Origin of the sequence: Pseudazoarcus pumilus, from assembly GCF_002872475.1 — a bacterium.
GTDB lineage: Bacteria > Pseudomonadota > Gammaproteobacteria > Burkholderiales > Rhodocyclaceae > Pseudazoarcus > Pseudazoarcus pumilus.
Window position 1 is genome coordinate 1,642,807 of the sequence record NZ_CP025682.1, and the last position, 17,480, is coordinate 1,660,286.

20 protein-coding genes are annotated in these 17,480 nt (G+C 67.1%); 7 read left to right on the forward strand and 13 right to left on the reverse strand.

All coding sequences use genetic code 11. The annotated features are described in order from the left end of the window. Positions 1–15: 15 nt before the first annotated feature. Positions 16–1,830 (reverse strand): translational GTPase TypA, encoded by a 1,815-nt coding sequence (gene typA / locus C0099_RS07915; protein ID WP_102246928.1) that lies wholly within the window; start codon positions 1,828–1,830, stop codon positions 16–18. Between the two features lie 140 nt (positions 1,831–1,970). Between typA and C0099_RS07920 the strand changes: the two genes are divergently transcribed. After that, positions 1,971–2,705 carry an S-methyl-5'-thioinosine phosphorylase gene (locus C0099_RS07920; protein ID WP_102246929.1) on the forward strand — a complete coding sequence of 245 codons (735 nt, stop codon included), beginning with the start codon at positions 1,971–1,973 and terminating at the stop codon, positions 2,703–2,705. A gap of 10 nt (positions 2,706–2,715) precedes the next feature. Here C0099_RS07920 and C0099_RS07925 read toward each other — a convergent pair whose 3' ends face one another. From C0099_RS07925 to C0099_RS07960, 8 genes are all read right to left on the reverse strand, one after another. Further along, positions 2,716–3,672, reverse strand: a complete 957-nt coding sequence (locus tag C0099_RS07925; protein WP_102246930.1) for an L-histidine N(alpha)-methyltransferase — start codon at positions 3,670–3,672, stop codon at positions 2,716–2,718. Beyond that, the gene (locus tag C0099_RS07930; RefSeq protein ID WP_102246931.1) at positions 3,669–5,003 is read right to left on the reverse strand and encodes an SUMF1/EgtB/PvdO family nonheme iron enzyme; all 1,335 of its coding nucleotides are present in this window, start codon (positions 5,001–5,003) and stop codon (positions 3,669–3,671) included. The genes C0099_RS07925 and C0099_RS07930 overlap by 4 nt, the downstream gene beginning before the upstream one ends. A 217-nt stretch (positions 5,004–5,220) precedes the next feature. Further along, positions 5,221–6,603: a DNA repair protein RadA gene (radA, locus tag C0099_RS07935; protein WP_102246932.1), complete on the reverse strand. Its 1,383-nt coding sequence runs from the start codon at positions 6,601–6,603 to the stop codon at positions 5,221–5,223. Beyond that, positions 6,603–7,526, reverse strand: a complete 924-nt coding sequence (locus C0099_RS07940; RefSeq protein WP_102246933.1) for a LysR family transcriptional regulator — start codon at positions 7,524–7,526, stop codon at positions 6,603–6,605. Before C0099_RS07940 ends, radA begins: the two co-directional genes overlap by 1 nt. 93 nt (positions 7,527–7,619) lie before the next feature. After that, the gene (locus C0099_RS07945; RefSeq protein ID WP_102248434.1) at positions 7,620–8,369 is read right to left on the reverse strand and encodes a uracil-DNA glycosylase; all 750 of its coding nucleotides are present in this window, start codon (positions 8,367–8,369) and stop codon (positions 7,620–7,622) included. A gap of 29 nt (positions 8,370–8,398) precedes the next feature. Continuing rightward, positions 8,399–8,845 (reverse strand): ribosomal protein S18-alanine N-acetyltransferase, encoded by a 447-nt coding sequence (rimI, locus tag C0099_RS07950; RefSeq protein WP_332870256.1) that lies wholly within the window; start codon positions 8,843–8,845, stop codon positions 8,399–8,401. Positions 8,846–8,847: 2 nt separating this feature from the next. After that, entirely contained in the window at positions 8,848–9,543 is a 696-nt protein-coding gene (gene tsaB / locus C0099_RS07955) for a tRNA (adenosine(37)-N6)-threonylcarbamoyltransferase complex dimerization subunit type 1 TsaB (protein WP_102246934.1), read from the reverse strand. A gap of 39 nt (positions 9,544–9,582) precedes the next feature. Further along, complete coding sequence (locus C0099_RS07960; RefSeq protein ID WP_123785226.1) at positions 9,583–9,879, reverse strand: hypothetical protein; 297 nt, start codon at positions 9,877–9,879, stop codon at positions 9,583–9,585. A gap of 374 nt (positions 9,880–10,253) precedes the next feature. Between C0099_RS07960 and ompR the strand changes: the two genes are divergently transcribed. The 6 genes from ompR (at position 10,254) to C0099_RS07990 (ending at position 14,242) form a co-directional block, all read left to right on the forward strand. Continuing rightward, positions 10,254–11,018, forward strand: coding sequence for an osmolarity response regulator transcription factor OmpR (ompR, locus tag C0099_RS07965; protein WP_102246936.1), 765 nt, complete (start codon positions 10,254–10,256; stop codon positions 11,016–11,018). Beyond that, entirely contained in the window at positions 11,005–12,411 is a 1,407-nt protein-coding gene (locus tag C0099_RS07970) for an ATP-binding protein (protein ID WP_228151556.1), read from the forward strand. The genes ompR and C0099_RS07970 overlap by 14 nt, the downstream gene beginning before the upstream one ends. Then, a complete protein-coding gene (locus C0099_RS07975) occupies positions 12,408–12,803 on the forward strand; it encodes a group II truncated hemoglobin (RefSeq protein ID WP_102246937.1) in 396 nt (131 codons plus the stop codon). The genes C0099_RS07970 and C0099_RS07975 overlap by 4 nt, the downstream gene beginning before the upstream one ends. Positions 12,804–12,873: 70 nt before the next feature. Beyond that, positions 12,874–13,173, forward strand: a complete 300-nt coding sequence (locus tag C0099_RS07980; protein WP_102246938.1) for a YciI family protein — start codon at positions 12,874–12,876, stop codon at positions 13,171–13,173. Between the two features lie 14 nt (positions 13,174–13,187). Beyond that, a complete protein-coding gene (locus C0099_RS07985) occupies positions 13,188–13,463 on the forward strand; it encodes a BolA family protein (RefSeq protein ID WP_102248436.1) in 276 nt (91 codons plus the stop codon). Next, positions 13,460–14,242 carry a peptidylprolyl isomerase gene (locus tag C0099_RS07990; protein ID WP_102246939.1) on the forward strand — a complete coding sequence of 261 codons (783 nt, stop codon included), beginning with the start codon at positions 13,460–13,462 and terminating at the stop codon, positions 14,240–14,242. The genes C0099_RS07985 and C0099_RS07990 overlap by 4 nt, the downstream gene beginning before the upstream one ends. A 52-nt stretch (positions 14,243–14,294) precedes the next feature. Here C0099_RS07990 and C0099_RS07995 read toward each other — a convergent pair whose 3' ends face one another. Genes C0099_RS07995 through C0099_RS08010 form a run of 4 tightly spaced genes read right to left on the reverse strand, consistent with a single transcriptional unit; the run spans position 14,295 to position 17,466 of the window. Beyond that, the gene (locus C0099_RS07995; RefSeq protein ID WP_102246940.1) at positions 14,295–14,963 is read right to left on the reverse strand and encodes an energy-coupling factor ABC transporter permease; all 669 of its coding nucleotides are present in this window, start codon (positions 14,961–14,963) and stop codon (positions 14,295–14,297) included. Then, complete coding sequence (locus C0099_RS08000) at positions 14,964–15,908, reverse strand: electron transfer flavoprotein subunit alpha/FixB family protein (RefSeq protein WP_102246941.1); 945 nt, start codon at positions 15,906–15,908, stop codon at positions 14,964–14,966. Then, positions 15,905–16,657: an electron transfer flavoprotein subunit beta/FixA family protein gene (locus tag C0099_RS08005; RefSeq protein ID WP_102246942.1), complete on the reverse strand. Its 753-nt coding sequence runs from the start codon at positions 16,655–16,657 to the stop codon at positions 15,905–15,907. The genes C0099_RS08000 and C0099_RS08005 overlap by 4 nt, the downstream gene beginning before the upstream one ends. Beyond that, a complete protein-coding gene (locus C0099_RS08010) occupies positions 16,654–17,466 on the reverse strand; it encodes a TatD family hydrolase (protein ID WP_102246943.1) in 813 nt (270 codons plus the stop codon). The genes C0099_RS08005 and C0099_RS08010 overlap by 4 nt, the downstream gene beginning before the upstream one ends. Positions 17,467–17,480: the final 14 nt, after the last annotated feature.

The following is a 17,480-nucleotide window of genomic DNA, read 5'->3' on the forward strand; positions in this document are numbered from 1 at the left end:
GCCGTCCTTGCTTCATCAGGCCGCTTCGCGCGACGCACGCTTGCGCTCGTGCTCCTTGAGGTGGCGCTTGCGCAGGCGGATGCTCTTGGGCGTGATCTCCACGACCTCGTCGTCGGCGATGAACTCGATCGCCGATTCGAGCGTGAGCTGGATCGGCGGCACCAGGCGCACGGCCTCGTCGGTGCCTGAAGCACGCACGTTGGTGAGCTGCTTGCCCTTGATCGGGTTGACCACCAGGTCGTTGTCGCGCGTGTGGATGCCGATGATCATGCCCTCGTACAGCGCCTCGCCGGGGCTGACGAACATGCGGCCGCGATCCTGCAGGTTCCACAGCGCGAAGGCCACGGCTTCGCCGTCATTCTGCGAGATCAGCACGCCATTGCGGCGCTCGCTCATGGTGCCGGCCATCGGACCGTAGTCGTCGAAGACGTGGCTCATCAGGCCCGTGCCGCGCGTCATCGTCATGAATTCGCCCTGGAAGCCGATCAGGCCACGCGCAGGAATGCGGTATTCCAGACGCACGCGACCCTTGCCGTCGGGCTGCATGTCCTGCATGTCGCCACGACGCCGGCCGAGTTCCTCCATGACCCCACCCTGATGGTTGTCCTCGACGTCGATGGTGAGCATCTCGTAGGGCTCGCAGCGCTGGCCGTCGATCTCCTTGAAGACCACGCGCGGGCGGCCCACGGCCAGCTCGAAACCCTCACGGCGCATGTTCTCGAGCAGGATGGTCAGGTGCAGTTCACCCCGGCCGGAGACTTCGAACACGTCCGAGTCCTGGGTGTAGTTCACGCGCAGCGCGACGTTCTTGAGCAACTCCTTCTCGAGCCGCTCACGAATCTGGCGGCTGGTGACGAACTTGCCCTCGCGCCCGGCCAGCGGCGAGGTGTTGACCATGAAGTTCATCGTCAGCGTCGGTTCGTCGACCGCAATCGGCGTCATCGCGTCCAGGTGGTCCGGGTCGCAAATCGTCACGCCGATGTTGACCTGGTTGATGCCTGCCACCAGTACGATGTCGCCGGCTTCCGCCAACTCGGACGCAGAGCGCTCCAGCCCCTTGAACGTGAGGATCTGGCTGACCTTGCCCTTGCCGCGGTTCTCGTCGCCATACAGGACGACGACTTCCTGATTCGGGCGGATGCTGCCACGCTTGATGCGGCCGATGCCCAGCTGACCCATGTAGGTCGAATAGTCGAGCGAGCAGATCTGCAGCTGCAGCGGGCCGTCGGCGTCGACCTCGGGCGGCGGTACGTGCTTGAGGATGGCTTCGAACAGCGGCCGCATGTCGGTGCGTTCGTCGTCCTGATGCTCGATCGCGAAACCGTTCAGGCCGGATGCGTAGATTACCGGGAAGTCGAGCTGTTCCTCGGTTGCGCCGAGCTTGTCGAACAGGTCGAAAGTCTGGTCGACGACCCAGTTTGCGCGCGCGCCGGGACGGTCGATCTTGTTGACCACGACGATCGGGCGCAGACCCAGCGCCAGCGCCTTGCGCGTGACGAAGCGCGTCTGCGGCATCGGGCCTTCCTGCGCGTCGACCAGCAGCAGCACGCTGTCGACCATCGACAGCACGCGCTCGACCTCGCCGCCGAAGTCGGCGTGGCCCGGAGTGTCGACGATGTTGATGTGGGTGTCGCCGTACTGGATCGCGCAGTTCTTCGACAGGATCGTGATGCCGCGCTCCTTCTCGATATCGCCCGAGTCCATGACGCGTTCGGCGACCTGCTGATTGTCGCGGAAGGTACCGGACTGGCGCAGAAGCTGGTCGACGAGGGTGGTCTTGCCGTGATCGACGTGGGCAATGATGGCGATGTTGCGAATGGCGCGTGACATGAGAACCTGCAAATATTTGAAAAACCAACGATTCTAGCACGGCAAGCTTGTGTTCCGAGGGCCTTTTTTTCGATCCACGCGTAACGAAGGCACATCCCGCGCCCATGCTAGAATCGCCGCCGTTTCCGAGGAGTTCCGCAATGCTAGCAATCATCGGTGGCAGCGGTCTGTCGCGCCTTTCGACGCTGGACATCGTGCGCCGCGAAGTCTTCCGCACGCCCTACGGCGAACCCTCCGGGCCGATCGTGTTCGGACGCCTGTGCGAAGGGCCGGTGATGTTCCTCGCGCGTCATGGGTTCGGTCACACCATCCCGCCGCACATGGTCAACTACCGCGCCAACCTGTGGGCGCTGCGCGAGGCCGGCGCCAGCGGCGTGCTCTCGGTCGCCTCGGTGGGCGGCATCCGTGCCGACCTGGTTCCCGGCTCGCTGGTCGTGCCGCACCAGATCCTCGACTACACCTGGGGACGCTTGCACACCTTCTTCGACCGCAACGACGAGGCGGTGCATCACATCGATTTCACCCACCCGTACGACGAAGCGCTGCGTCGGCGCATCCTCGCCTGTGCCGAGCGGGCCGGCGAACCGATGCGCGATGGCGCCGTGTATGCCGCCACCCAGGGTCCGCGCCTCGAAACGGCTGCCGAAATCGACCGCCTCGAGCGCGACGGGGCCGACGTGGTGGGCATGACGGGCATGCCCGAGGCCGCGCTCGCGCGCGAGATTCAGCTGCCGTATGCGGCGATCAACGTGGTCGCCAATTACGGTGCGGGTCGCGGCGACAGCGCCGGCGGCATCGCCTTCGAATCCATCGAGGACGTGCTGCATGACGCGATGGCGCGCGTGCGCAAGGTACTCGAGCACATCTGCGCCTGAGAGCCGCGACTCAGCAGCGGGCCAGCGCGAGCGCGAAACCGTCGTCGCGGTTTTCCCAGCAGTCCTGCGCGACGAAACCGGCTTGCCCGAGCAGCGCGAACACGCTCTCGCGAGTGTACTTGTGCGCACTCTCGATCCAGATCGGCTCGCCTGTGCCCAGCGCCAGTTCAAGCCCGGCCGCGGGAATGCGCACGGTCTGCATCCTGCGACTCACCAGCCAGGCTTCGACGCGTGCGGCATCGGCATTCCAGCGCACGCGGTAGTCGAAGCCGGCGAGGTCGAAATCCCCACCGAGTTCTCGGTTGATGCGCAGCAACAGATTGCGGTCGAAGGCGGCCGTCACGCCCAACGGGTCGTCGTAGGCGAGCAGCATGTCGCGTTCGTCCTTGATCAGGTCGGCGCCGAGCAGCACGCGATCGCCGGGACGCATCGCAGCACGCATGCTGCGCAGCATCGTCAGCGCGCCGGGGCGGTCGAAGTTGCCGATGTTCGAGCCGAGCATCAGCACCAGTTTCGGCCCGGAGCCTGACTCCAGCGCTGCCAGGCCGGCATCGTAGCTCGCCTCGTGGCGGACGACGGCAAGGCCGGGCAGGGCGGCCAGTCGCGCCTCGGCGGCATCCAGTGCGGCAGCGGATACGTCGATCAGATGTACGTCCAGCGGCTCACCATTGTCACCACGCGCACCCAGCAGACAGGCGAGTTTCGCGCCGTTGCCCGGCCCCAGTTCCACGACCGAGCGCAATGGCGCACATGCCGCAAGAATGTCCGGGCCGTGCCGTTCGAGCAGGGCGCTCTCGGCACGCGTGAGACGGTACCAGGGCAGGGCGCAGATCGCTTCGAACAGGGCCGAGCCGAGCGTGTCGTAGAGATAGCGCGATGGCAGATGCCGTGGCGATTCGCTCAAGCTGGCACGGATATCCCGCGCGAAGGCGGCGACCTCGGCGTCGGGGGACGTTCGCGCGTTCATCGGCCGGCTCCGCCCACACAGCGAAAACCGGCGAACACATACGGATAGCGCGGGCGGAACCAGTTGCGAAACGACGGCCGAAGCAGTTCGACCACGGTCGCTGGCGAAGCGCCCTTCATGACATAGTGCTGACCGTCGAAGAAGTCCGCCGAATACTCCGGGTACTCGGGCATCGGCACGAAACCGGGGAAGGGGGCGAATGGCGTGGCGGTCCATTCCCAGCCGTTACCGACGAGATCCTCGACGCCCCAGGCGCTCGCCCCGTCCGGATGGCTGCCGGATGGTTGCGGGTCGTAGCTTTTGAAACCGAAGTTGCCATGATGTTCTTGTGGCGCTTCTTCCCCCCAGGGAAAGCGTCGTTGCGGCCCGTCGGGATCGCCCAGCGCCGCGCGCTGGTATTGCCCCTCGGTGGGCAAGGCCATGCCGCGCCAACGCGCGTAGGCGCTGGCTTCGGCGTGAGTGACCCACACCGGCCAGGCCGGCGGCAACGCAACCGGGCCGAACATGCCACGCCACGACCACGCCTGGCCGTCGCGCTGCCAGAAATGCGGATGTTCGATAGCGTGCTCGCGCAGCCACGCCCAGTCCTCTGACTTCCACCAGCGTTGGTCCCGATAGCCGCCAGCCTCGACGAATTCGAGGTATTCGGCATTGGTGACCTTGTGTCGCTGAATGCGGAAGGCGGGCACGTGCTCGGCATGGGTCGGCAGTTCGTTGTCCCAGGCGAACGGCAGTTCGTCGCGCGCCACACCCAGCTGCGCACGTCCGACGGGTACTTCGACCATCGCCTGCTGCGGCGGTGCGCCGCCGATGTCGGGAGCGTAACCGTCCGGCGGACGCTTGTCCTCGAAGGGCAAGGCATGCCACAGATACATCAGCGTCTCGTGGTGCATGGTCTCGTGCTCGAGGATGCGATGCACCACCTCCAGCGGCCCGTCCGGATCGTCCAGTACGCGCTCGATGGCCGCGCGCACGCGACGGTCGGCCTCGTCACGGAAGGCGGCAACGTCCGCCCGGTCCGGCCATTCGTCGGCCTCGTTGCCGCGCGCCTTCGCGCCGGTCGTCGATTCGTGTGGATCGATGCCGCGTGCGAACAGGTGTTCCAGCGACTCGTCGATCGCAGCTCCGCCCAGAACCTTGCGAACCAGTTGTGCATGACTGAAGGCCGGCACATGGCCTTCGTAGAACACCAGCGGATTGCGCAAGGGAATCGGGCGTCCGAAGTAGGCGTCGTCGGGTAAGGTAGCGTAGAGCGCTTGCATGCGGCGACGGTTGCGGTCGAACTGCTCGAGCAGTTGCGGGCCGATGCGGAACTCGGTGCGGGCATTCATGCGGCAGTACCTCCTGGCCGTGACGGTCGGCGACGACCGGCTGGTTGCGATGGCTGCAACGCTACGTGTCCAATGTTGCCCGTTGTCGCGGCGGTGCGCCAGTTCTGGAACCGCGGAACACGTGCCGATGGCAGATCGTTTTCATCGCTAAACCGCGATAATTTGTATTATGTAAACTACGATAAAAGCAGACATACGATACAGCTTGGCCAGCCCCCTATTTCATCTCTTCCAGTTCGCGTGCGCGCTCGATCGCTTCATCGACGCGGTCGACAGCGATCACCTCGATTCCACGCAGCGCCCGCTTGGGTGCATTCGCCTTGGGGATGATGGCCGTCGTGAATCCGAGCTTGGCCGCCTCGCGCAGGCGTTCCTGTCCGCGCGGCGCTGGCCGGATCTCGCCGGACAAGCCGATTTCGCCAAACGCCGCGAGCCGTCGCGGCAAGGCGCGGCTGCACAGCGACGAGACGATGGCGAGCACCACGGCCAGGTCGGCCGCCGGCTCGGCGATGCGCACGCCACCGACCGCGTTGACGAACACGTCCTGGTCGAAGCATGCGACGCCGGCGTGGCGGTGCAGCACGGCGAGCAGCATCGCCAGGCGGTTCTGTTCGAGGCCGACCGTGAGCCTGCGCGGATTGGGGCTGTGCGCGGAATCGACCAAGGCCTGGATCTCGACGAGCAGCGGACGCGTGCCCTCCTGCGTCACCAGCACGCAGCTTCCGGGCACCTGTCGCTCGTGCTGCGACAGGAAGATCGCCGATGGATTGCTGACCTCGCGCAGGCCGCGGTCGGTCATCGCGAACACGCCCAGTTCATTGACTGCGCCGAAGCGGTTCTTGATCGCGCGCACCAGGCGAAAGCTCGAGTGCGTGTCGCCCTCGAAGTACAGCACGGTATCGACGATGTGCTCGAGCACGCGCGGACCGGCCAGCGCCCCGTCCTTGGTGACGTGGCCGACAAGCACCAGCGAGCAACCGCGTGTCTTGGCGAAACGCGTGAGTTGGGCCGCGCATTCACGAACCTGGGCGACGGAACCGGGCGCGGACTGCAGCGCATCCGAATACAGCGTCTGGATCGAATCGATTACGGCGATGCGTGGGCGCTCGCGTTCGAGCGTGGCAAGAATGGATTCGAGCCGGATCTCGGGCAACAGATCGAGCGCAGTTGCCTCCAGTTGCAGTCGACGTGCGCGCAAGGCGACCTGCTCGCCCGACTCCTCGCCACTGACGTAAATCGCCGGATTCGAGTCCGCAAGCGCGCAAAGCGCCTGCAGCAGCAGCGTCGACTTGCCGATGCCCGGGTCGCCGCCGATGAGTACCACGCCACCGGCGACCAGACCGCCTCCCAGCACGCGATCGAACTCGCCGATTCCGGTCGGAATGCGCGGCTCTTCACGTGCCTCCAGACTTGCCAGCGAAGTCAGTTCGGACGACGCCCCACCGGCCAGCGAGGCGAAGCGCCCTGCCCCAGGTCCGGAGGGTTCCGCCGGCATTTCGGAAAGCGTATTCCACGCCTTGCACTGCGGACACTGACCCTGCCATTGCGGCGTGCGAGCACCGCAATCCGAGCAGACGAAACTGCTGCGTGCGCGCGCCATCAGCGCAGGTTCCGCGCGATCTCCTCGGAACGGCGTGCGAGGCACTCGACCGCGTGTTCCGCGAAGGTCTCGATCAGCCGCGAGCAGAACTTGTCGCGCGGCATGATCACTTCGAGCGAGTTGTACAGCGGGGGCGACATGTGGATGGCTACCAGCGAACCTTCGCGCAACTCGCGCTGGATGGCAGCGCGCGAGGCGAACGCGTAGCCCATGCCTCGCACCACGAGCTGCTTGACGCTCGCAAGACTGCCCAGTTCCGCCGAGACGTCGAGCTCGCCGACATCGACGCCGGCTGAGGCGAACCAGTCCTCGGTCAGGTCGCGCACGGAGTTGCCCTCGTCACGATTGATCAGCGTATGGCCTACCAGATCCGGCGGTTCGACCTGCTGGCGCCCGGCCAGCGGGTGATCGGGCGTGCAGATCAGCATGATCTCGTCGCGCGCGCCGGTCAGGCGACGCACGTTGGGCTGGTCGGCGGCGATCTCGATGAAGCCCAGGTCGAGTTCGCGCGCGGCCACCCGTTCCTCGGTCAGCAGCGAGTTTCCGACGACCACGCGCGGGATCACCTTCGGGTATTTCTGCTTGAATTCATCGATGATCGCGGGCAGCCAGTAGCCCGCAATGGTCATGCTGGTGCCGATGTTGATCGGGCCGGCAAGCTCGTCGGTGAGTTCGGCCACGCGCGACTCCATCTCGTCGGACAGATCGAGAATGCGTTCGGCGAAGTTCTGCACGATCTGGCCAGCATGGGTGAGCGTCACCTTGCCGTGCCCGCGGTCGAGTAGCCGGGTGTTGAAATGCTCCTCGAGCTGCTTGATCTGAAAGGTCACCGCCGGCTGCGTCATGAACAGATGCTCGGCGGCGCGAGTGAAGGATCCGTATTTCGCCACGGCGGCGAATACCTGAAGACGTCGATCAGCCACTTCCTACTCATAAGTTATGTTTATGAGCGGATCATACATCATGATACGGAATGTGCGAACCCTTGGCGTTCCGGCGCCCGCATTGTGCCGTTTTCAGGCCGTGCCGTCGAGCAGGCGCCGAATGTGGCACAGATCTTCCCAGGCGCGTGCCTTGTCGGCCTGGTTGCGCAGCAGATAGGCCGGATGGTAGGTGACGATCAGCGCGATGCCGGCATGTTCATGGACGCTGCCGCGCGCCGCATTGATGCGCACCTCGGGCTGGCCAAGCAGCACCTGGGCGGCCGGACGTCCCAGGGCGACGAGCAGGCGCGGGCGCACCAGTGCGATCTGCCGATCGAGGTAGGGTCGGCATGCGGCCATCTCATCGGCCTGCGGCGTGCGATTGTGCGGCGGGCGGCATTTGACCGTGTTGGCGATATAGACCCCGTGCTCGCGCGTCAGGCCGATGGCGGCGAGCATCGCGTCGAGCAGCTTTCCCGCCGCGCCCACGAAGGGAAGACCGCGACGGTCTTCTTCCCCGCCGGGCCCTTCCCCGACGAACATCACGTCCGCGTTCCGGTCGCCCATGCCGGGCACGGCGTTCTGACGCTTCTCGCACAGGCGGCAGGCCGCGCACGCGGCGATCTCCGCTTCGAGAGCGTCCCAGTCCAGCTGGGCGATGCGCGCGGCGCGGGTATCCGGCAAAACGGCGGCCGGCGAAGAAGCCGCTGACCGCTCAGGCGCCGGCGGTGCCGGAGCGGCCGGTGATGGCGACTCGAGCCCCGGCGAACGACGCGCCTCGGCTCGCGGTGGCGCGGCGACCGTTTCACGTGCGCGCGGCCGCCACAGCGGCGTCAGTCCCATCTCGCGCAGGATGAAATCGCGGCGCGCGCTCACAGGGCGGTCCTCATCAGCAGGGCATCCTCGCGTCCTCCGTCCACGGCGGGATAGTAGCGCTTGCGACGCCCCACCGCGACGAAGCCGAGACGTCGGTACAGCGCGAGCGCGGGCAGGTTCGAGGGGCGCACTTCGAGGAACATCTGACTCGCGCCCTGCTCGCGTGCGATGTCCATGAATCGGCGCAGCATGCGGGCGCCGATGCCGTGGTTGTGCAGCGCACGCATCACGCTGATGTTGAGCAGATGGGCTTCGTCGAGCACCCGGAACATGATTGCGTAGCCGACCGCAGCCCCGTCGATGCGCAACACGCGGGCATCGTAACCGGCGTGCAGCGAATCGGCGAAGTTGCCGCGCGTCCACGGAAAATCATGCAAATCGGCCTCCTGCGCGGCGACCCAGTCCAGATCGGACTCGGTCATCGGGTCCAGGCACTCGGCCACGCTCAAGCCCGGCCTCCGCGCGCCAGGCGTTCGGCCGTGGTCATCGCGACCTTGTCGCGAACGTAGAGCGGCACGGCCTGTTGGGGCGCGAGCATGCCATCCCGCGCGGCGATGTCTTCGGCCAGCCTGGCGACCGCCGCGGCCTGCGGAACCACCTCGGCATCGCAACCGGCCACGCGTGCTGCGGGCAACCGCGCGGGCAAGTCGGGCCAGGCCTTCAAGGCCGAGCCCAGCAGCCACCAGCGCTCCTGCCCCGCTGGCAGTTCGAAGGCCTGCGGGGCGAGACAGACGGGGGCATGCACTTGCCGCGGAACACCCGCCTCGAGCACATAGCCTGCAGCGTAGATTTCACCCATGCGCGCATCGGTGAGCGCGATCACCCTGCCTTCGGGTGCGGCCGTCGCCAGCGCGGCAAGGGTGGGCACCGGCACGACGCCGATCTCGCCACCCATGGCCAGGCCCTGTGCGGTACCGCAGGCCAGACGCAGACCGGTGAAGGCACCAGGGCCGCTACCGAAGGCGATGCAGTCCAGATCCGCGACCCGCAGCCCCGCTTCGGCGAGCAGTGCGGCCACGGTCGGCAACAGGTATTCGGAATGCCTGGCGTGCCCGTCCAGTGCGCGGCTGATCGACGCGGTGTCGATGCGCAGGGCGACCGAGGCGTGTTCGCAGGATGTTTCGATGGCGAGAGTTTTCATTGCGGATCGCATTCTATCCGCTGCGAAGCCCTCACGTGCTCAGTACAGGGACGACTCGTCGCTGTTGGCACCCTGCAGTGCGTCGCGCAGTTCGCGCTTGAGCGCGCGACGCTCCTCGCGCGTGAGGTTCTTGCGCCGTTCGGCGGCTGCCGCCGCGTCGCCGCCGTCGACCAGCGCGCGCTTGAGGCTGCGGTGATCGTCTCTGCGTTCCTTCACGGACGCTTCGGGCTCGGGATCGGCAACCGCTGCGGTCTCACCCTCGGCCATCAGCCGCGAATTCCGTTCGATGCGGCGCTCTTCGCGTCCCAGCTTGGTCTTAAGATAGGCGTCGCGCATCGTTTCGCCGCTGAACTGCGTCGTCGGAGTGCCCGCCGTTGCGCTGGCGCCGTTCGCAGCGAACACTGGGACGCACATCGCGACGCACAGCGAGCCCACGACCACGCGCAGACTGCCTGACGATGAATATTGACCCCGCAGGGTCCGGCTGACATTGTGCATGTTTGAGACAATCCTCCGACGGCGTTGCTGCCGGTGCCAACATACCGCGAATGCCGCGCTGGCGCATGATCTGCCACTCACGGGGCAGGCCCGCTTTGTAAGCACCTGTTGCATCCTCGCCGCAGCCTTACGAAGCCTTACCGCCGGCGCTCCCGCGCTCCCGCGGCTGCGTCTAACATGACACCCGTCCCAATCACGCGGAACCGACACTCATGACCGGCAAGACTCGATACAAGGTGCTGCTCGTCGACGACGATGCCCGCCTGCGCGAACTGCTCTCACGCTACCTGCAGGAGCAGGGCTTCTCGATCAAGGCCGTCGCCGACGCGGCAACCATGGACCGCTCGCTGCACCGCGAGCACTTCGATCTGATCGTGCTCGATCTGATGTTGCCCGGCGAGGACGGGCTGACCATCTGCCGACGCCTGCGCGCGGCAGACAACAACGTACCGATCGTGATGTTGACCGCCAAGGGCGACGAGGTCGACCGCATCGTCGGCCTCGAGATGGGTGCGGACGACTACCTGCCCAAGCCCTTCAATCCGCGCGAACTGGTCGCGCGCATCCACGCCATCATGCGCCGCCAGCCGGCGACCCTGCCCGGCGCGCCGACGCTCGAGGAGGAAGTGGTGCGCTTCGGTCGTGTCGTCGTCAATCTGGGTACGCGGGCGCTCGCGCGTGACGGCGAGGACATCGCGCTGACCACCGGCGAATTCTCGCTGCTCAAGGTCCTGCTGCAGCACCCGCGCCAGCCGCTGTCGCGCGACAAGCTGATGGAACTGGCGCGCGGGCGCGAATACGGCGTATTCGATCGCGCCATCGACGTACAGATCAGCCGCCTGCGCAAGCTGGTCGAAGACGATCCGTCCAAGCCGCGCTATCTGCAGACGGTGTGGGGATTCGGCTACGTCTTCGTGCCGGACGAGACCAAGAACGGCACGGAAGCGGCGGATACGGCGGGAAGTGACGAAGCCTGAAGACCTCTCGCCGGCACCGCGCGGCAACGGCGGGCAGCCTTGGTTGCCACGCTCCCTGTTGTGGCAGACCTTTCTGCTCATCGCGCTGGTGCTGATCCTGTCACTGACGGTGTGGTCGGCCATCTTCCGCCATTTCCACGAGCCAGGCCGCGCGCGCGACCTGGCGCAGATGGCCGCCAGCGTGGTCAACCTGACGCGCACTGCACTGATCAACGCCGAGACCTCGCGGCGCACCGATCTGCTGATCGATCTGGCCGCGCTCGAGGGCATCCGCATCTACCCATCGGAGCCGACCGACGAGATCCTGCCGCTGCCCGAGACGCGTCCGATGCAGTTGCTCACGCGCGAGATCAAGAACCAGCTGGGCGAACACACTCGCCTTGCCGCGCGCTGGAAGACGCTCGACGGTTTCTGGATCAGCTTCCGTCTGGACCCCGAGGATCCGGACGACTTCTGGGTGCGCCTGCCGGCCGAACGCCTGGAGTCCTCTGGCACGGCCGATTGGCTGGGCTGGGTCTTCGCGGCCTTCTCGGTATCGCTGCTCGGTGCCTTCCTGATCGTCTCGCGCATCTCGACGCCGCTGCGCAGCCTCGCCGATGCGGCCAAGATGGTCGGCCGCGGACGCACGCCGCCGCCGCTGCCCGAAAACGGCCCGCAGGAGTTCGCCATCGTTTCGCGTGCATTCAACCAGATGGCGGGCGACCTGGCGCGCAACGAAGCCGAGCGTGCGGTGATCCTCGCAGGAGTCTCGCACGACCTGCGCACGCCGCTCGCGCGCCTGCGCCTGGGCATCGAGATGAGCGGCTCGCCGGACGAGGACATCGTGCCGATGATCGCCGACATCGAGGAGATGGACCGCATCATCGGACAGTTCCTCGACTTCGGACGCGGCGAGCCGCACACGCCGACCGAACCGATCGACCTCGCCGCGCTGGTCACGGACGTGGCCGAGCCCTATCGCTTGCGCGGCGTAGATCTCAACATCGACACCCCGGTTCGCCTGACCGTCTCGGCCCGCGCCCTGCCCTTGCGGCGCGCGATCGCCAACCTGATCGACAACGCGATTCGCTACGCGCCCGACACCCCCATCGATGTGCGCGTGCACGCCGATCGCGCCGAGGCGCACGTCGAGGTCCTCGACCGCGGACCGGGCATCCCGCCCGACCAGATCGACCGCCTGCGTCAACCCTTCACTCGGCTCGAGGCGGCGCGTTCGGACACCAAGGGCGCCGGGCTCGGCCTGGCGATCATCGATCGCGTGATGCGCAGCCACGACGGGCGTCTCGAGCTGCTCGAACGCGAAGGCGGAGGACTGCGCGCAGTGCTGTCCTTGCCGCTGCGCAAACAGCGCGCGAGAATGCGCGCCGTCGCGAACGCCCAGGACAAGCAATGACACCCTACGAACAGCTCGGCGGCGAGGCCGCGCTGAGCGCCCTCGTCGCCCGCTTCTACCGTTTCATGGACATCCTGCCCGAGGCACGCGCCATCCGCGCCATGCATCCGCCGGATCTGGCCGTGTCCGAGGAGAAGCTGTTCATGTTCCTGTCCGGATGGCTTGGCGGGCCCAGCCTGTACATCGAGCGCTACGGCCACCCCTTCCTGCGCAAGCGTCATTTGCCCTTCGCCATCGCCACGCCGGAAGCCGATGCGTGGATGCTTTGCATGCGTCGCGCACTGGCGGACACCGTTGCCGACGCGGCGCTTCGGCAAGCGCTCGAACAGGCTTTCGCCGGCATGGCCGCGCACATGCGAAACCGTCCCGACGTGGCCGGTTCGCCAGCCTGAATCCGCTATACTGCTGCGTTTTACGAACGCGCCGCAGTTGGCGCGCGAAACAGCGCAAGCGGAGGACGACATGCTCTACGTACTGATCGGCGAAGACGCCCCGACGAGTCTCGACGCCCGACTGGCCGCCCGCCCCGCCCATCTGGCACGCCTCGAAGCGCTGCGTGACGAGGGCCGACTGTTCGTCGCCGGGCCGATGCCGGCCATCGACTCGCCCGACCCGGGTCCGGCCGGTTTCGCCGGCAGCCTGGTGATCGCGGAATTCGATTCGCTGCAAAGCGCCGAAGCCTGGCTCGCCGCCGACCCCTACGTCGAGGCCGGCGTGTTCGCCCGCACCCGCGTCCATCCATACAAGAAGGTCCTGCCGTGAACCGCGTCGAACAGATGCGCCAACGACTGGCCGAGTTGAATCCCGTCTCGGTCGAACTCCGCGACGACAGCGCCCTGCATGCCGGACACGAAGGTGCCAAGAGCGGCGGCGGTCATTATCACCTCGTCATCGTTTCGGATTGTTTCCAGGGCCTTGGCACGCTGGCCCGCCATCGTATGATCTACGCCGCGCTCGGCGACATGATGCGCGGCCCCATTCACGCGCTCGCGATCCGGGCGCTCACGGCCGACGAGGCCGAATCACCATCCAGTCAAAAGGAATCTCGATGAAACTCACTCGCTGCCGCATCGCCGTCGCTCTGGCAACCGGAATTCTGTGCCAGTCGGTGTTCGCGGCCGACCCGGTGGCCACCGTCAATGGCCAGCACATCCCCGCCGAGCGCCTGGAGATCATCGTCAACGAGCAGCGCGGTCAGGGTCAGCCCGATTCGCCGCAGCTGCGCGAAGCCGTGCGCGAGGAACTGATCCGCCGCGAAGTGCTCTCGCAGGCCGCGCAGGCCGCCGGCACGCAGGACAAGCCCGCCGTGCAGACGCAGCTCGAACTGGCCCGACAGGCCATCGTGATCCGCGCCTATCTGCAGGATTACATGGCGGCCAATCCCGTCAGCGATGCGGATATCGAGAAGGAATACGAATCGATCAAGGGGCGCCTGGGCGGAACCGAGTACAAGCCGCGCCACATCCTGGTCGAGACCGAGGACGAGGCCCAGCAGATCATCGACCGCCTGCGCGCCGGCGAGGATTTCGCCGAACTGGCCAAGCAGTCCAAGGATCCGGGTTCGCGCGACAAGGGTGGCGAGCTGGGCTGGAGTACCGCCGATCTCTACGTGCCGCCGTTTGCCGAGGCGCTGGCTTCGCTGGAAAAGGGCCAGATGACGATGGAGCCGGTGCAGAGCGATTTCGGCTACCACATCATCGAGCTGCTCGACGAACGCGAGGTCGAGCCGCCGCCGATCGCCGAAGTGCGTCAGGAGCTGAAGCAGCACCTCGAGCAGCAACGCGTCGAGAACCACATGAACGCACTGCGCGAGAAGGCCACGATCGAGTAAGTCCGGTCCCGTCCGGGCGGCGCAGGCCTTCGCGGCTGCGCCGCCGGGCGCCTCATCGCCCGCCCAGGTAGCGGCGGTCGTCGAAGGCGGCCACCCATTCGGGCTTGTAGACCACGAACATGGTGGTCACCGCGCCACCGATCCACGCCTCCGAGAAGCCCAGCAGCAGGAAGTACGGCAGATAGTCGGAAGCGAGCCTCCACCACGGATACGCACCGGACAGTGCCAGCAGCGCCGTGGCGAAGGCGCCGCCGGCCAGCACCACCAGGCCGGAACCGGCAAACGCCATCACGAACACGAACACGAAGAAGTGCGCCGGCAGCAGCCGTTCGACCGCGCGCCGGATCGCGTGCGCGCACAGCACCGGCACCAGCACCATCACGACGAAGTTGATCGGCCACGCCGCCCACTCGATCGCGCCATTGGCGGCCACGCCGCCCAGCGACAGCGACAGCGCGAACAGCGCCAGTCTCGGGCCCAGCAGCAGACAGGCGGCCATCGCACCGAACAGATGCAGGTTGAGTCCCGGCAGCACGCCGGCACGCAGGCTCCACAGCAGCGCCATCACCACGGCCAGACCGCAGGCGAGATTGAGCCGCACGCCCGAGGCGAGCAGCGCTCGCCAGTCGATGCCGCGCGCCGCCACGGCGAGCGCGGCAAGCGTGAGCAAGGCGGCGATGACGTGCCAGGACAACGGGAACAGTTCGAACGGAAGATCCATTCAGCCGTCCCGCTCGAGCGCGGCGAGCAGCTCGGGCACCGCCTGGAACAGGTCGGCGACCAGACCGTAGTCGGCGACCTGGAAGATCGGCGCTTCCGCATCCTTGTTGATCGCCACGATCACGCGTGACTCCTTCATGCCTGCCAGGTGCTGGATGGCGCCGGAAATTCCGACCGCCACATACAGTTCCGGCGCGACGATCTTGCCGGTCTGGCCGACCTGCAGGTCGTTGGGCACGTAACCCGCGTCGACCGCCGCGCGCGAGGCACCCAGCGCCGCGCCAAGGCGTTCGGCCAGCGGTCCGAGCACGGCCTCGAAGCGCTCGGCGCTGCCCAGCCCGCGCCCGCCCGAGACGACCACGCGCGCGCTGCCCAGTTCGGGCCGTTCGGAACGCGTGAGCTCGCGTGAGACGAAGCGCGACAACGCGAGGTCCGGCCCGGCCGCGATCGCCTCCACCGGCGCGTTCGCCGTAACCCGCGCCACCGCCTCGAACGCCGTGGGCCGCACCGTGAGCACGCGCACGGCATCCAGGCTGCGCACGCTCTCGAGCGCGTTGCCGGCATAGATCGGGCGCACGAAGGTGTCCGGGGTACACACTTCGACGACATCGCCGATCTGCGCGACACCGAGCAGCGCGGCCACGCGCGGCATCAGGTTGCGGCCAAAGGTGGTCGCCGGCGCGAGCACATGGGTGCGTCCCTCGGTCAGGGTGAGCACCAGCGCGGCCAGGTTTTCGGCCAGTTCGTGTTCATAGTGCGGCGCATCGGCGACGAGCACGCGGGCCACGCCGTCGAGTGAAGCGCCCTGCTGCGCCACTGCGGCGCAGTCGTGGCCGGCGACGAGCAGCGTGACCTCACCGCCGATCGCGCGCGCGGCGGCGATCGTCGGGGCCGTGGCCGGGCGCAGGGCGTGATTGTCGTGTTCTGCGATGACGAGGATGTTCACGGGATCACCTTGGCGTGGTTGCGCAGTCGATCGACCAGCGTCGCGACATCGGGGACGCGCTCGCCGGCGCGGCGCTGCGGCGGCTCCGCCACCCCCAGCACCTCGATGCGCGGTGTCACATCCACGCCCAGCACCTCGGGACTCGTGCGCGCCAGCGGCTTGCGCTTGGCCTTCATGATGTTGGGCAGGGTCGCGTAGCGCGGTTCGTTCAGGCGCAGGTCGGTGGTCACGACCGCCGGCAGTACCACCGAGATCGTTTCCAGCCCGCCGTCGATCTCGCGCGTGACTTCGGCGCGCCCGTCGGCCACCATCAGCTTCGAGGCAAAGGTCGCCTGCGGCCAGCCCATCAGCGCCGCGAGCATCTGGCCGGTCTGGTTGGCGTCGTCGTCGATGGCCTGCTTGCCGCAGATCACCAGATCGGGCGCCTCCTGGCGGACGATTTCGCGCAGCAGCCTGGCCACCGCCAGCGGCTGCAGCGTGGCGCCGGTCTCCACCAGGATGGCGCGATCGGCGCCGATCGCCAGCGCCGTGCGCAGCGTTTCCTGACACGCATCCGTGCCGCAGCTGACGGCGACGACCTCGGTGGCCACGCCGGCTTCGCGCAGGCGCACGGCCTCTTCGACGGCGATCTCGTCGAAGGGGTTCATCGACATCTTGACGCCGGCCAGATCGACGCCGGTGCCGTCGGTCCGCACACGGATCTTGACGTTGTAATCGACTACGCGCTTGACGGGTACGAGGATCTTCAAGCTTCTCTCCCGGAATGTTGGCCGTGCATTATCCCATCACCCGCGTGCTCCAGTCGCGGCAGCACGGCCTGTGCATTGGTGGCCGTGGCTGCGGCCAGCTCGTCCACGCCGATGCCGCGCAGCCGCGCGATCACCGCGGCGATGCGCGGCAGGTTGGCCGGCTCGTTGGGTCGATCCTGCGCCCACTCCGGCCGGATGTCGGGCGAATCGGTCTCCAGCACGATGGACTCGAGTGGCAGTTCGGCGACGAGCCGACGGATGCGCGTGGAACCCGAGAAGGTCGCCGCGCCGCCGAATCCCAGGCGAAAACCCATGGCGCGGAAGATGTCCGCCTGCTGACGACTGCCGTTGAACGCATGGGCGATGCCACCCGGCACTTCGATGCGCCGCAACTCCTTGAGGATGGCGTCGACGGCGCGGCGCACGTGCAGGATCACCGGCAGGCCGAAGCGGCGCGCCAGCTTGAGTTGCTCGACGAAATAGTGGCGTTGCGTGTCCGGATCGACGTCGGCGACGTAGTGATCCAGACCGATTTCGCCGACCGCCACCGCCGTGCCCTCGCCCAGACGTTCGGCGAGCACTTCGAGGTCGGCTTCGCGCGCGCGTGTCACGAACAGCGGATGGATGCCGTAGGCGTGACGCACGTCGGCGTGCGCCGCAGACAGTGCGCGTACGGCGGCGAAGTTCTCCGCCCCGACCGCCGGCACGACGAAGGCGCCCACACCGGCCGCGCGCGCCGCATCGAGCACCGCCTCGCGCCGACCGTCGAACTCGGTGACGTCCAGATGACAATGCGTGTCGATGAGCATGATGCCGGTCCTCG